The sequence below is a fragment of the Rhodoblastus sp. genome, assembly GCF_041915505.1.
In the GTDB taxonomy this organism is placed as follows: domain Bacteria; phylum Pseudomonadota; class Alphaproteobacteria; order Rhizobiales; family Beijerinckiaceae; genus Rhodoblastus.
Genome location: NZ_JAYSBG010000064.1, coordinates 1 through 13,412 on the forward strand (window position 1 = coordinate 1; position 13,412 = coordinate 13,412).

The following is a 13,412-nucleotide window of genomic DNA, read 5'->3' on the forward strand; positions in this document are numbered from 1 at the left end:
TCGCGCTGATCCTCGGCGTGATGTTCTTCCAGTTCGACTGGCGCTATGCCGCGATCACGGCCGCGACCATTGCCGCCTATCTCGCCTATACGGCTTTGGCGACCAATTGGCGGATCGGCATCCGCCGGTCGATGAACGAGAGCGATTCCGACGCCAACGCCAAGGCGATCGACTCGCTGCTCAATTACGAGACGGTCAAATATTTCAGCGCCGAACAGCGTGAGGGCGCGCGCTACGACCGCTCAATGGCGCGCTACGAGCGCAACAGCGTCAAGAGCTATGTCTCGCTCGCCGTGCTCAATTTCGGCCAGACCCTGATCTTCACGCTCGGCATGGTCGCGATCATGACGCTCTGCGTCGAGGGCATCCGCGAGGGCAAGAACAGCGTCGGCGATTTCGTCATGCTGAACGCCATGCTGATCCAGCTCTATCAGCCGCTCAATTTCATGGGCATGCTCTATCGCGAGGTCAAACAGGCGATCATCGACATCGCCATGATGTTCGACATTCTCGACCAGCCCAATGACATCGACGAGATCCCGGATGCGCCGGATCTGGCGGTCACGGCGGGCGCCCTGCGCTTCGAGAACGTGCATTTCGCCTATGATCCGGCGCGCAAGATCCTGCGCGGCGTGGATTTCGAGGTTCCGGCGGGCCGCACGCTCGCCATTGTCGGGGCCTCGGGCGCCGGCAAATCGACCATTTCGCGGCTGATCTTCCGCTTCTTCGATCCGCAGCAGGGCCGCATCCTGATCGATGGGCAGGACATCGCCAAGGTCTCCCTCCATTCGCTGCGCGGCGCGCTCGGCATGGTGCCGCAGGACAATGTGCTGTTCAACGACAGCATCCGTTACAACCTGCTCTATGGTCGGCCCGACGCCACCGAGGCGGAAATGCGCGAGGCCGCCCGCCTCGCCCAGATCGATTCCTTCATCGCGAATGCGCCGGGCGGCTATGACGCCCAGGTCGGCGAGCGCGGCCTGAAACTGTCCGGCGGCGAGAAGCAGCGCGTGGCCATCGCCCGCACCTTGCTCAAGGCGCCGCCGATCCTGGTGCTGGACGAGGCGACCAGCGCGCTCGACACCTTTACCGAGCGCGAGATTCAAGGCGCTTTGGACGAGGCGTCGCGCGGACGCACCACCATTGTCATCGCCCACCGGCTTTCGACCGTGGTCAATGCCGACGAAATCCTGGTGCTCGACCAGGGCCGCGTCGTCGAGCGCGGCGCGCATGACGATCTGCTCGCCCGCGACGGCGCCTATGCCGCGCTGTGGCGGCGGCAATTGCGCGAGGAAGAAGAAGCCGCGGCTTCGCCCCAGCCGGAGGAGCCGGCTGCGCCCGCGCCCGAGCCGGCCGATCTTCGGCACGATCGCGAGGAAGCTTTGCTGCGCTCTGCGGAACTATAAAAGCCAAGCCAGAGCCACGTCGATCGCTTAGCAATGTTAAGCTTGGCGACAATACTGCTTAACTTCGTGCTTATTTCGATCTTAGATCAAAAAAGTTGCACGAATACCTGTTTGGTAGCAAAATAACATCAGTCGGCGCGACCGGACAAAGGCTTGGCCTTTGCGTGAGGTCGGGAGCAGCGCCATGAAATTGATCATCGCAATCATCAAGCCCTTCAAACTGGACGATCTGCACGACGCCCTGGCCAAGGAGCAGGTTACCGGCATGACGGTGACCGAAGTGCAGGGCTACGGCCGACAGAAGGGGCATAAGGAAATCTATCGCGGCGCCGAATATTTGGTCGAGACCGTGCCCAAGATCAAAATCGAACTTGTGGTTCCCGACGACCGAACCAACGCCGTGATCGAAACCATTATCCGAACCACGCGCACCGGCGAAATCGGCGACGGCAAGATTTTTGTCGTCGACGCCGAGCGCGCCTATCGCATTCGGACAGGCGAAACCGACGAGGCGGCGCTGTAAGCGACGCCGTCCTGCACGTGCGCGATCGCCAACCATTGAGGGGGGCGGCCATGATGTTCGGCATTTCATTGCAGAAAATATCCCCGGCGCTGCATCGCGGTTTCTTGGCTGGCGGCGCGCTTCTCACCTCGGTCGCCACGGCGGCGGCCCAAGCGGCGGCCGCGCCGCCTGCCTGCGACGCGAAAACCCTGACGGAATGCACGCCGAATTCCGGCGACACCGCCTGGATGCTGACGTCGATGGCGCTGGTCCTGATGATGACCGTGCCCGGCCTCGGCCTGTTTTACGGCGGCCTGGTGCGCAAGAAGAATGTCGGCGATACGGTGATGACCAGTTTCGCCATCACCTGCCTCATCACCATTCTGTTCACGGCCGTCACCTATAGCCTGGCCTTCCGCGCCGGAACGCCCTTCGTCGGCGGCCTCGACCGCGCCTTACTGCAGGGAATCCTGAGCGACACGGCCAAGGGAATCGGCAATCCCAACCCGCTGGCGCCGACCATTCCGGAAAGCGTCTATATCTGCTTCCAGATGACCTTCGCGATCATCACGCCGGCCCTGATCGCCGGGGCTTTCGCGGAGCGCATGAAATTCTCGGCCATGATGTGGTTCATCGGCCTGTGGGCCATTTTCGTCTACGCGCCCATCGCGCATTGGGTCTGGGGGCCGGACGGTTTTCTCAACAGCGGCAACGATGCCGCTTATGTCAAAGTGCTCGATTTCGCGGGCGGGACCGTCGTCCATGTCAATTCCGGCGTCGCCGGCCTGATGTGCGCCCTGATGCTCGGCCGCCGCGAGGCCACGGCGCCGCCGCATAATGTCGTGCTGACCTTCATCGGCGCCTCGCTGCTATGGGTGGGCTGGTTCGGCTTCAACGCCGGTTCGGCGGTCAGCGCCGGCATGCAGGCCGGCATGGCCATGGCCGTGACCCAAATCGCCACCGCCGCCGCCGGCCTCGCCTGGATGGCCGCCGAATGGATCGTGGCGAAAAGACCGACGCTGGTCGGCATCTGCTCAGGCGCGGTCGCGGGGCTGGTCGCCATCACGCCGGCCTCCGGCTTCGTCGGGCCGGCGGGGGCGCTGGCGATCGGCGCCATCGCCGGCGTGCTGTGCTATTTGGCGGCGACGCGCCTCAAGGCGGCCTTCGGCTATGACGACGCGCTGGATTGCTTCGGCATCCACGGCGTCGGCGGGGCGACGGGCGCGATCCTGACAGGCGTGTTCGCCATTTCGCAATATGGCGGCACGTCCGGCTGGATCGAGGGCAATGCGGGCCAGATCGTCAATCAGGTGATCGGCGTCGCGATCGTCATTGCTTATGACGCGATCGTGTCGCTCATCATCCTGAAGCTGGTCGATCTCACGATCGGCTTGCGCGTCAGCCCGGATGAAGAGGTCGAGGGCCTCGACCTCGCGCTGCATGGCGAGACGGTGCAGTAAGAGGCTGTTCGGAAGGCGTGATTGAGCCTTGTCGCCCAGAGACAGTCATGCCCGGGCTTGTCCCGGGCATCCACGGCTGGCGTCCGGGAACAGTATGGGACGCTTGAGAAATCTGCTCGGCGTGGATGGCCCGGACAAGCCCGGCCATGACGCTTCGAGGAATCGTCAGTGCGCGCGGGCGATGCAGAAATCGACCGTGTCGAGCAGCGCCGCCTTCCAGGGCGAATCCGCGAACAGGCCGAGCGCGTCGCGCGCCATGGCGCCGTAATGGCGCGCGCGCTCCACCGTGTCTTCGAGCGCGCGATGTTTCTTCATGATGGCGAGCGCGTTTTCCAGATCGCCCTCGCCGATCTCGCCCTGCTCCAGCACGCGCTTCCAGAAGGCGCGCTCGCTTTCCGAGCCGCGTCGGAACGACAGCACCACCGGCAAGGTGATCTTGCCCTCGCGGAAATCGTCGCCGACATTCTTGCCGAGCTTGGCGGCCTGGCCTCCGTAGTCCAGCGCATCGTCGATGAGCTGGAAGGCGACGCCCAGATTCATGCCATAGGCGCGGCAGGCTTCGATCTCCGCCTTCGGGCGCTGGGCGACGGTCGGCCCGACCTCGGCGGCGGCGGCAAAGAGTTCGGCGGTCTTGGCGCGGATCACCGCCAGATAGGCGTCTTCCGTCGTCGCGGTGTCCTTGGCGGCGGCGAGCTGCATCACCTCGCCTTCGGCGATCACCGTGGCGGCCACCGACAGCACGTCGAGACAGGCGAGCGAGCCGACCTCGACCATCATGCGGAAGGCCTGGCCGAGCAGGAAATCGCCGACGAGCACGCTGGCCTCATTGCCCCACAACATGCGCGCGGCGAGCTTGCCGCGCCGCATGTCGCTTTCGTCCACCACATCGTCGTGCAGCAAAGTCGCGGTATGCATGAATTCGACGGCGGCCGCGAGCTTGACATGGCCGTCGCCGCGATAGCCGCACAGCCCCGCCGCAGCCAGCGTCAACATCGGCCGCAGGCGCTTGCCGCCGGAAGAAATGAGATGATTGGCGACTTCGGGAATCATCGCGACATCGGAGCCGGTGCGCGCAAGGATGGTCTGGTTGACCCGGTTCATGTCCTCGGCGACGAGGGCGACAAGGCGCTCCAAGCCGGATTCGCTGGCTTTGTCGTCAAACGGTATGACCAGACCCAAGGCGTGTTCCTCATCTCGTTAACGCGCGCGACCATAGTGCGCCAAAGCCAAAAGGAAAAGCCGGATTTTCGCCGCACTCCTTGCGATTTGCGCCGGCCCGGGCCGAATCCGCCCTGCATTGTCAGCCCCGCGCGCCAGCCCTAGACTTCCCTCTCCGCTGTCCTAGATGATTCCGGGCCATGGTCGAATTGCTGCGCACAAATGACATTGTCCTGATCTCGGTCGTCGAGACCCTGTTGCGCGAGGCGGGGGTCTATTTCTTCGTCGCGGACGAGAACATGAGCGTGCTGGAAGGCTCGCTGGGCTTCCTGCCGCGCCGGATCTGCGTGGCGGACGACGAGATCGGCCGGGCGCGGCGCCTGCTGCGCGAGGCGGGCTTTGGCCATGAATTGTCCGACGCCTGAGCCCGACGGCCTGTTCGGCGGCAGGCTCGTCCTGCGCCAGCCGGCGCGCGGCCATCGCGTCGGCACCGACGCCGTGCTGCTCGCCGCCGCCGCGCCGCCGTTGGCCGAAGGCCTGATCGTCGATGTCGGCGCGGGCGTCGGCGCGGTGGGGCTCGCTTTGGCGCAACGAAATCCCGGCGCCAGCATTGCGCTGCTGGAGAAAAACCCCGCCGCCGCGGCGCTCGCACGCGACAATGTCGCGCTGAACGCGCTGGAGGCGCGGGCGCGCGTCGTCGAGGCCGATCTGTTCGACGCCGCCGTGCGCAAGGCGGAAGGACTGGCGGAATCGGCCCAATTGGCGGCGACCAATCCGCCTTTCCTCACGGCGTCGGAGGCGCGGCGCTCGCCCGATTCCGACCGCGCCATGGCCCATGTGCTCGATGAGGGCGGCGTCGCGAAATGGCTGCGGGCGAGCCTCGCGATCCTGCGTCCCGGGGGAATTCTGGTCGCGATCCATCGCGCCGACGCGCTCGACGCCCTGCTGCCGGCCTTGTCCGGACGGATCGGCGATTTGCGGATTTTTCCCATCTTCCCGAGGGAGGGCGAAAAAGCGGTTCGCGTCGTCCTGCGCGGGCGAAAAGGCTCGAAGGCCCCGCTTTCGCTGCTGCCCGGCCTCGTCCTGCACAAGCCGGACGGCGGTTTCACCCCGCTGGCCGAGGCGATTCACCGCGAGGGCCGTCCGCTGTTCGCGGATTGAATCGAAAAGCCGGCCCGGAGGCCGGCTTCCACGCTTGAAACGCTACGCGTTACTCGTCACGCAAGGCTTATTGGTAGCAATAGCGCACGCGGCGCCAGCGCCAGCCATGAGACGTCCGCACATGAACGCGGCGGAGGAAACATTGCGAATAGACCGGCGCGGCATAGACGGGGGAGGCGTAATAGCCGTCGTCCCAGCCCCAGCCGGGTCCCCAGCCGCCGCCCCAACCCCAGCCCCAGGCGGGCGCGACCGCGACGCCGCCCCAGCCCCAACCGGGCCGGCCCCAACCGCCGCCCCAGCCGGGTCGACCCCAGCCAGGACGTCCGGCCCAACCGCCGCCACGCCAGCCGCCGCCGCCCCAACCGCCGCCATGCCAGCCGCCGCCGCCGCGGAAGCCGCCGCCATGGAAGCCGCCGCCGCCGAAACCACCATGCCCGCCGAAAGCGAAGGCCGGCTCGGACAGCAAAAGCGCCCCGGCCGATACGACGACCAGGGACGCGGTCTTGAACAAGCCACTCGAAAAGGTCATGGCCGATCTCCTCAAAAAACGATTCGCGAAGTGTTAACCCACCGTCCCTGAACCCAAGCTGAACGCCATGGCTCCGCTTCCTGTTCCAAGAGACTGAAAAACCCCACCGAAACGCCTCGGGCAGGCGGCGTTTTCGATCCTGGCCGGCAATCTACACCCGCCGGCGCCGATGCGGGCGCGATTCTCCCGTTAACCTTGCCGATCCGCCCTCGCCGGCCGTCCCTCGTGTTGACCGGCCTGGACGCGGGCTTTAGGTTGCGCCGGCCCGCCGCCCCCGCGCGGCCGCATTCGCGAAAACGCTCCCAAGACGGCCCGATGACCCAAACCGACGCGACGCCCCGACCCGCCGATTCCGCGAAGCCCGCGGCGCTCGATCCGAAACGGAGCTTTCAGGGCCTGATCCTGACCCTGCAGAATTTCTGGGCGCGGCAAGGCGCGGTGATCCTGCAGCCCTATGATATGGAGGTCGGCGCCGGCACATTCCACCCCGCCACCACCCTGCGCTCGCTCGGCAGGAAGCCCTGGAAGGCGGCCTATGTGCAGCCCTCGCGCCGCCCCAAGGACGGCCGCTATGGCGAGAACCCGAACCGGTTGCAGCATTATTATCAATATCAGGTGATCCTGAAGCCGAGCCCGAACAATCTGCAGGATCTTTACCTGCAATCGCTCGCCGCCATCGGCGTGGATTCCGGCCTGCACGACATTCGCTTCGTCGAGGACGATTGGGAAAGCCCGACGCTCGGCGCATGGGGGCTCGGCTGGGAATGCTGGTGCGACGGCATGGAAGTGTCGCAATTCACCTATTTCCAACAGGTCGCGGGCGTGGAATGCGCGCCGGTTTCCGGCGAGCTGACCTATGGCCTCGAACGCCTCGCCATGTATGTGCAGGGCGTCGAGAATGTCTATGACCTGAATTTCAACGGCCTCGACGGCGCCGAGCGCATCACCTATGGCGATGTTTTCCTGCAGGCCGAGCAGGAATATTCGCGCCATAATTTCGAGGCGGCCAACGTCGAAAAACTGTTCGGCGATTTCGCCCGCGCCGAGGCCGAATGCAAGGCCTTGCTCGCTTTCGGCGAGCGTGGAGACGCCGAACATCATCTGATGGTGCTGCCGGCTTATGACCAATGCGTCAAGGCGAGCCACGCCTTCAACCTGCTCGACGCGCGCGGCGTGATCTCGGTCACCGAGCGGCAAAGCTATATTTTGCGCGTGCGCGAACTGGCCAAGGCCTGCGGCGCCGCCTGGATGAAGACCGACGGCGCCGGCGCCTGAACGTCAGCTCTGATCCACCATGCCTCGAAGGGAACCGTCATTGCGAGCGCAGCGAAGCAATCCACCTTGCGAACGACCCGGAGCCTGGATTGCCTCGTCGCCTTTGGCTCCTCGCAATGACGTCTTCGGCTCCGCCTTGCCTTTCGTCGTCCGCCTTTCCCTCTTTCCCTGAAGTCCGTCATGTCCGACCTTCTGCTCGAACTCTTCTCCGAGGAAATTCCGGCCCGGATGCAGGCCCAGGCCGCCGCCGACCTGAAAAAACTCGTCACCGACGCTCTGGTCGAACGCGGCCTGACCTATGAGGCGGCGGAAAGCTATGTCACGCCGCGCCGGCTGGCGCTGAACATCGTCGGCCTGCCCACGCGCCAGCCCGACCAGCGTGAAGAGAAAAAGGGCCCGCGCGTCGGCGCGCCCGAAGCGGCGATTCAGGGCTTTCTCAAAAGCGCCGGGCTGGCCTCCTTGGACGAGGCCAAAGTCGAGACGGACAAGAAGGGCGGCCAGTTTTATCTCGCCTTGATCGAGCGGCCCGGCGCCGCGACCATCGACGTGCTCGCCGAAGTCCTGCCCGCGATCGTCAAGTCGTTCCCCTGGCCGAAGTCGATGCGCTGGGGCGCGCTTTCGGCCGAGCCCAACGCCTTGCGCTGGGTGCGGCCGCTGCACGCCATTGTCGCGACCTTCGGCCCCGAGACCGAAGAGCCGGAAATCGTGCCGTTCGAGGTCGGCGGCATCCGCTCCGGCAATGTCACCTTCGGCCATCGTTTCCTGGCGCCGCAGGCGATCAAGGTGCGCCGCTTCGACGATTATCTGCCCGCGCTGCAGGCCGCCAAAGTGGTGCTCGACCCGGCGCGGCGCCGCGACATCATCCTGCATGATTGCAAGGATCTCGCCTTCGCGCAGGGGCTGGAGCTGGTCGAGGACGACGGCCTGTTGCACGAGGTCGCGGGGCTGGTCGAATGGCCGGTCGTGCTGATGGGCGAATTCGACGCGCGCTTTCTCGACATTCCCGACGAAGTGATCCGCGCCACCATCCGCGCCAACCAGAAATGTTTTGTCTTGCGCGATCCGCAGACCGGGCGGCTGGCGAACAAATTTTTGCTGGTGTCCAATGTCATCGCCAGCGATGGCGGCAAGGCCATCGCCGCCGGCAATGGCCGCGTCGTGCGCGCGCGCCTGTCCGACGCGCTCTATTTCTGGAAAACCGACCAGGCGCCCCTGCCCGATTATTCCGACAAGGGCAAACCGCTCGACCAGCGCCTCGCCAAATTGCGCGCGTTGAACATTGTGTTCCACGCCAAGCTCGGCACGCAGGGCGAGCGGGTGGACCGCATCGTCGCGCTGGCGAAGGAGCTGGCGCCCAAGGTCGGCGCCGATCCCGACAAGGCGGCGCGCGCGGCGGAACTGGCCAAGGCCGATCTAGTGACGGAAGTGGTCGGCGAATTCCCCGAAGTGCAGGGCCTGATGGGCCGCTATTACTCGGAATTGCAGGCCGAGGACGGCGCTGTCGCGGCCGCGATCGAGGACCATTACCAGCCGCAGGGCCCGAACGATCTAATCCCCGCCGCGCCGGTCAGCATCGCCGTGGCGCTGGCCGACAAGCTCGACACGCTGGTTGGCTTTTGGGCGATTGATGAAAAGCCGACCGGCTCGAAAGACCCCTTCGCCTTGCGCCGCGCAGCGCTTGGCGTGATCCGGATCATTTTAGAGAACGGGCTGCGGTTGCGGCTGGCGGCTCTGTTCGCTGAGATCGGCAAGACCTTCCGCGCAACGGACACCGGCGAACTGGCGGCAAGCCTGCTTGCCTTTTTCGCCGACCGCCTCAAGGTGGATCTCCGCGACCGCGGCGCGCGGCACGATCTGCTCGACGCCGTTTTCGCGCTGGGTGAGGATGATCTGGTGTTGATCGTTTCACGCATCACGGCGTTGGAAAATTTCCTAAAAACCGAGGACGGCGCCAGCCTGCTCGCGGGCTACAAGCGCGCGGCCAATATCCTCAAGGCCGAGGAGAAGAAGGACGGCGCCGGCGCCTTCGAGCAACACCCGCAAGCCAATCTGCGCATCGAGCATGAGGAACATGCGCTCGCCGCCGCGCTCGACCGCGCCGAGCGCGAGGCAAAGGACGCGGTCGGTTCGGAAGATTTCGAAGGCGCCATGCGCGCGCTCGCCAAATTGCGCGCGCCGGTCGACGCCTTTTTCGACAAGGTCACGGTCAATTCCGACAATGCCGACCTGCGCAGAAACCGCCTGCAAATGCTGGCGCAATTGCGCCGCGCCATCCATCTCGTCGCGGACTTCTCGAAGATCGGCGGCGCGTGACGCCCCTCCCTTCTCCCCTTGCGGGAGAAGGTGGCTCGCCGAAGGCGAGACGGATGAGGGGTGCAGCATGGCCGATGAAACGAATCTCCGCACGCACGCCCGCGCCATGCGGCGTCAGCCGACCGACGCCGAAGCCGCGCTGTGGGGCATTCTGCGTGACCGGCGCATGGCGGCGCTGAAATTCCGGCGGCAGGCGCCGGTCGCGCCTTATATTGTCGATTTCATCTGTTTTCGGCATCGGTTGATCGTCGAGGCTGATGGTTCTCAGCATGCGGAGAGCGCTTACGATCAAGAGCGCGATGCTTTCCTGGCGGCGCAGGGCTTCGTTGTCTTGCGCTTTTGGAATCATGACATCCTGAATAATCCGCGCATGATTGAAGATACCATTCTCGCGCGCTGCGGCCTCTCCTTTTGACGCCCCCTCATCCGGCGCTTCGCGCCACCTTCTCCCGCAAGGGGAGAAGGAATCCCCCATCGTCTCATTTCGGGACTTGGCATCGGTTGCCTTCGGTAACGCGCTCTCAAGCCTAACAGGCGATAACCATAGGGCTTCTGGAATGCGGCCGGGTTCTCCGCCGCGCGTTGGTTGGCAGGGAAACGCGTATGCGGAAGGCGCGGCGTCAGGCGCATTTCTCGGTTTCGCGCCTTAATTGGGCCGCGAGTGTGGTCGCGCCCTGGGTGCTGGGCGCGGGATTGCTGGTTTCCTTCGTCGCCGACGCCGGGCAGGAAGCGCCTGCCGGCGCTTCAATGGCGCCGATCTCCTCGAAAAACGCCGCCGTCATGCCGGCCGAATTCGCGCCGCCGCCGCAGCTGTTCGCCGCCGATTTCGGAGTGCATTCCGGCCGCGGCTTGTTGCGCGAAGCCCGGCTCGCCGTCGGCGCGCCGGAACAACTCGCCGGCCAACCCCAAGACGAATTGGAGCCGCGCGCCGATCTGAAAAAAGGCGCCGCCGCCTTTCCGGAAATCGACCGTCACCACAAGGGCGATCCGCTGGTCGGCCTGCGTCCGACCATCGACGGCCGGCTGCGCCAGCCCGGCGCGCTCGCCAGAATGCGCGCCAATGTCCTGACCTTCAATGCGGATGAAAGCGGTCTCGCCTCGACCTTCACGCTGGGCGAGGCCGAAGCGCCCGGCCCGGATTCGGTCGCGAGCTTCGAGGCCTGGCAGGACGGCGAGACCCCCGTGACGCAGTTCAGCGAAGGCGGCTCCTCGCCCGCCGCCGGAACCGGCGCCGTCACCATGCGCCGCGCGGCGCTCGCCGAACGGATCGCGGAGGGCGCGACGCCCGCCACGCCGCGCGCGACTGCGCTGGCGTCGAGCACGCCTTTCGCGGCGGACCAGACGCCGGTCGAAGCCAATCTCGCTTCGGTCGCGCCCGTCCGGCGTGGGCCGGCGTCACAGCCGGACGACAAGCGCGGCTATCTCGCGTTGCTGGCGCCCGAGCGCGTGGACGCCGAAAAGCGCTGCCTCGCCCAGGCGATCTATTTCGAAGCGCGCAGCGAGCCCCCCGAGGGCCAGGCGGCCGTCGCGCAAGTCATTCTCAACCGGATGACGTCGGGGCTTTATCCCTCGACCATCTGCGGCGTGGTCTTCCAGAACCGCAGCCATTACCGCGCCTGCCAATTCTCCTTCGCCTGCGAAGGCAAATCGCTGCGCGTGCAGGAGGCCGACGCCTGGAGCCAGGCGACGCGCATCGCCAACGAGGTGCTGGACGGCCGCACCTGGCTGGCGGAAGTTGGCGGCTCGACCCATTATCACGCCGATTATGTGCGACCGCGCTGGGCGCGGTCGCTGAAGAAAACCGACGTGATCGGCCGGCACATCTTCTACCGGCTGAAATCCGGCTGAGGGCGGCTTATATTAAGCTTCGATGATCGCGACTCATCGCGATCATCGAAATCCCTCGCATCAGCTCGGCCATAAGCCCGTCTTCAGACGGGCGTCCCGAACGCCCTGTCGCATTCGCTCCTCACCGGTTCTCATCAATGAGAACCGGTATTATTCGGCCGGCTCCATTTCGACCGGCTCGGGCGAGGCCGCTTCCGGCTCCTTCTTCTCCGGCTCTTTCTTCGCCGCGATCGGAGCGACATCGGCCAGGCTCACCAGCACGCCGACGCCGAGGCGGTTCAGCGCCACCCGTACGCCGTTGGCGAAAGCGACGCCGTCGCGGTAAAGCCCGTCCTGCATATGGGCGAAGACGACTTCTTCCATCTCGCTGATGCCGAAGGCGCTCCGCGTCTCCTCATTCAGGCCTTCCAGAACCAGGCGGGTTCCGCAGGCGATGCAGATCGCCGTCTCGCGATCCTGCGGCGCGGTCAGCCCGATCGATCCGCTGGGAAAGCGTGACGTGACATAGACTTCTCCCGCGCGCGCGGGGCGGGACTCGTAGAGTTCGAGCGAATAGTCACACATGGCCGTGCTCCATCTGCTGAGCATCGCCTCGTCGCCGCGACGGCGCCGGCCCGAACGGCCGTTATGCGTCATGGATTTTTGGGTCGGTTCGCCGGGACGAGGCGCAACGGCGAACGCCATTCATTGCTCAACTAAAGTCTGGTCAGCGCAAAAGGTTCCCACCTCGCGCGAAGGATTGTCCATTCGCTTCGGGACGCGAGGCGCCTCATTCGGCGCCGCACGCGGCGTTCGACAATGCAGCGCCGCTGTGGAAAACGCAGAGCTCAAGAATTATGCTCGCGTTTCAGGCAGATGAGGCCGACGGAAAGTCATTCCTGGCTGTTCCCGAAAAATTCATTTGACCGCTAAACTTCAAAAAGATTAGATAAAACATAAAATTAGCCTTGAACGACACTGAGTCAGACGGGCTTCTTTCATTATCTTAGCCGCAGATCGAAGTAAAAAAAATTCACACCAGTTCATGGGGCGCGCCGCAAAATTTTGGCTTTGGCCAAAATTTCGGCTTTGGCTTTGGCTCTGGCGCCCGGAATGAAGGGGAGGTCTTCCGATGGTGACACGCTGGACATTCGTGGCGGCGACAGCCGCCTGCATGACCTTCGCAGCGGCGACGAGCATCCCGGCCGCGGCGCAAACGCAAAAGCCGCCGAACATCCTCGTCATCATGGGCGACGATGTGGGCTGGTTCAACATCGGCGCCTATCATCAGGGCATCATGGCCGGCCGGACGCCGAATCTCGACAAGCTGGCTTCGGAGGGCATGCGCTTCACCGATTATTACGCCGAGGCGAGCTGCACGGCGGGCCGCGCCAATTTCATCACCGGCGAGCTCCCGCTGCGAACCGGCCTGACCACGGTCGGCCAGGCCGGCGCCGACGTGGGCATGCCGGACCAGGCCGTCACGCTGGCGACGGTGCTGAAGTCGCTCGGTTATGAGACTGGCCAATTCGGCAAGAACCATCTCGGCGATCTCAATAAGTTCCTGCCGACGGTCCACGGCTTCGACGAGTTTTTCGGCTATCTCTACCATCTCGACGCGATGTCGGACCCCTATTGGTTCGACTATCCCCAAGACTGGATCGACAAATACGGGCCGCGCAACCTCGTCCATAGCTATGCGACCGACGTCGACGATCCGACGGTGCAGCCGCGCTGGGGCAAGATCGGCAAGCAGAAGATCACCGACGAGGGTCCGCTGC

13 protein-coding genes are annotated in these 13,412 nt (G+C 64.9%); 10 read left to right on the plus strand and 3 right to left on the minus strand.

The annotated features are described in order from the left end of the window. From ACE3S9_RS06360 to ACE3S9_RS06370, 3 genes are all read left to right on the plus strand, one after another. The coding region (locus ACE3S9_RS06360) for an ABC transporter ATP-binding protein/permease (protein ID WP_374545603.1) at nt 1-1,406 on the plus strand (1,406 nt) is incomplete at its 5' end. A 184-nt stretch (nt 1,407-1,590) separates the two neighbouring features. Further along, nucleotides 1,591-1,929, plus strand: coding sequence for a P-II family nitrogen regulator (locus ACE3S9_RS06365; RefSeq protein WP_374545604.1), 339 nt, complete (start codon nt 1,591-1,593; stop codon nt 1,927-1,929). A gap of 50 nt (nt 1,930-1,979) precedes the next feature. Continuing rightward, nucleotides 1,980-3,368, plus strand: a complete 1,389-nt coding sequence (locus ACE3S9_RS06370; protein ID WP_374545605.1) for an ammonium transporter — start codon at nt 1,980-1,982, stop codon at nt 3,366-3,368. 165 nt (nt 3,369-3,533) lie between these two features. Here the strand turns inward: ACE3S9_RS06370 and ACE3S9_RS06375 are convergent, their stop codons facing one another. Further along, the gene (locus ACE3S9_RS06375; RefSeq protein WP_374545606.1) at nt 3,534-4,547 is read right to left on the minus strand and encodes a polyprenyl synthetase family protein; all 1,014 of its coding nucleotides are present in this window, start codon (nt 4,545-4,547) and stop codon (nt 3,534-3,536) included. A gap of 179 nt (nt 4,548-4,726) precedes the next feature. On the opposite strand from ACE3S9_RS06375, the gene ACE3S9_RS06380 reads away from it, so the two are divergent. Both ACE3S9_RS06380 and ACE3S9_RS06385 read left to right on the plus strand, forming a co-directional pair. After that, nucleotides 4,727-4,951 (plus strand): DUF2007 domain-containing protein, encoded by a 225-nt coding sequence (locus tag ACE3S9_RS06380; protein WP_374545607.1) that lies wholly within the window; start codon nt 4,727-4,729, stop codon nt 4,949-4,951. Further along, nucleotides 4,932-5,687: a tRNA1(Val) (adenine(37)-N6)-methyltransferase gene (locus ACE3S9_RS06385; protein WP_374545608.1), complete on the plus strand. Its 756-nt coding sequence runs from the start codon at nt 4,932-4,934 to the stop codon at nt 5,685-5,687. Before ACE3S9_RS06380 ends, ACE3S9_RS06385 begins: the two co-directional genes overlap by 20 nt. A gap of 67 nt (nt 5,688-5,754) precedes the next feature. On the opposite strand, the gene ACE3S9_RS06390 is transcribed toward ACE3S9_RS06385, so the two are convergent. After that, entirely contained in the window at nt 5,755-6,216 is a 462-nt protein-coding gene (locus ACE3S9_RS06390) for a hypothetical protein (protein WP_374545609.1), read from the minus strand. Nucleotides 6,217-6,531: 315 nt separating this feature from the next. On the opposite strand from ACE3S9_RS06390, the gene ACE3S9_RS06395 reads away from it, so the two are divergent. From ACE3S9_RS06395 to ACE3S9_RS06410, 4 genes are all read left to right on the plus strand, one after another. Next, complete coding sequence (locus tag ACE3S9_RS06395) at nt 6,532-7,491, plus strand: glycine--tRNA ligase subunit alpha (RefSeq protein ID WP_374545610.1); 960 nt, start codon at nt 6,532-6,534, stop codon at nt 7,489-7,491. 180 nt (nt 7,492-7,671) lie between these two features. Next, the gene (gene glyS, locus ACE3S9_RS06400; RefSeq protein WP_374545611.1) at nt 7,672-9,804 is read left to right on the plus strand and encodes a glycine--tRNA ligase subunit beta; all 2,133 of its coding nucleotides are present in this window, start codon (nt 7,672-7,674) and stop codon (nt 9,802-9,804) included. Between the two features lie 67 nt (nt 9,805-9,871). Further along, nucleotides 9,872-10,219: a DUF559 domain-containing protein gene (locus ACE3S9_RS06405; RefSeq protein WP_374545612.1), complete on the plus strand. Its 348-nt coding sequence runs from the start codon at nt 9,872-9,874 to the stop codon at nt 10,217-10,219. Nucleotides 10,220-10,407: 188 nt separating this feature from the next. Continuing rightward, nucleotides 10,408-11,652, plus strand: a complete 1,245-nt coding sequence (locus ACE3S9_RS06410) for a cell wall hydrolase (protein WP_374545613.1) — start codon at nt 10,408-10,410, stop codon at nt 11,650-11,652. 150 nt (nt 11,653-11,802) lie between these two features. Here the strand turns inward: ACE3S9_RS06410 and ACE3S9_RS06415 are convergent, their stop codons facing one another. Next, nucleotides 11,803-12,216 carry a hypothetical protein gene (locus ACE3S9_RS06415; RefSeq protein WP_374545614.1) on the minus strand — a complete coding sequence of 138 codons (414 nt, stop codon included), beginning with the start codon at nt 12,214-12,216 and terminating at the stop codon, nt 11,803-11,805. A 589-nt stretch (nt 12,217-12,805) separates the two neighbouring features. Here ACE3S9_RS06415 and ACE3S9_RS06420 point away from each other — a divergent pair. Then, on the plus strand, nt 12,806-13,412 hold a 607-nt coding region (locus tag ACE3S9_RS06420; RefSeq protein WP_374545615.1), incomplete at its 3' end, for a sulfatase-like hydrolase/transferase.

Bases quoted from the DNA above. Each gene is read 5' to 3' on its own strand.
- ACE3S9_RS06390 (WP_374545609.1), bottom strand. From the start codon at position 6,216: ATGACCTTTTCGAGTGGCTTGTTCAAGACCGCGTCCCTGGTCGTCGTA.
- ACE3S9_RS06395 (WP_374545610.1), top strand. From the start codon at position 6,532: ATGACCCAAACCGACGCGACGCCCCGACCCGCCGATTCCGCGAAGCCC.
- ACE3S9_RS06410 (WP_374545613.1), top strand. From the start codon at position 10,408: ATGCGGAAGGCGCGGCGTCAGGCGCATTTCTCGGTTTCGCGCCTTAAT.
- ACE3S9_RS06415 (WP_374545614.1), bottom strand. From the start codon at position 12,216: ATGTGTGACTATTCGCTCGAACTCTACGAGTCCCGCCCCGCGCGCGCG.
- ACE3S9_RS06405 (WP_374545612.1), top strand. From the start codon at position 9,872: ATGGCCGATGAAACGAATCTCCGCACGCACGCCCGCGCCATGCGGCGT.
- ACE3S9_RS06380 (WP_374545607.1), top strand. From the start codon at position 4,727: ATGGTCGAATTGCTGCGCACAAATGACATTGTCCTGATCTCGGTCGTC.
- ACE3S9_RS06370 (WP_374545605.1), top strand. From the start codon at position 1,980: ATGATGTTCGGCATTTCATTGCAGAAAATATCCCCGGCGCTGCATCGC.
- ACE3S9_RS06385 (WP_374545608.1), top strand. From the start codon at position 4,932: ATGAATTGTCCGACGCCTGAGCCCGACGGCCTGTTCGGCGGCAGGCTC.
- ACE3S9_RS06365 (WP_374545604.1), top strand. From the start codon at position 1,591: ATGAAATTGATCATCGCAATCATCAAGCCCTTCAAACTGGACGATCTG.
- glyS (WP_374545611.1), top strand. From the start codon at position 7,672: ATGTCCGACCTTCTGCTCGAACTCTTCTCCGAGGAAATTCCGGCCCGG.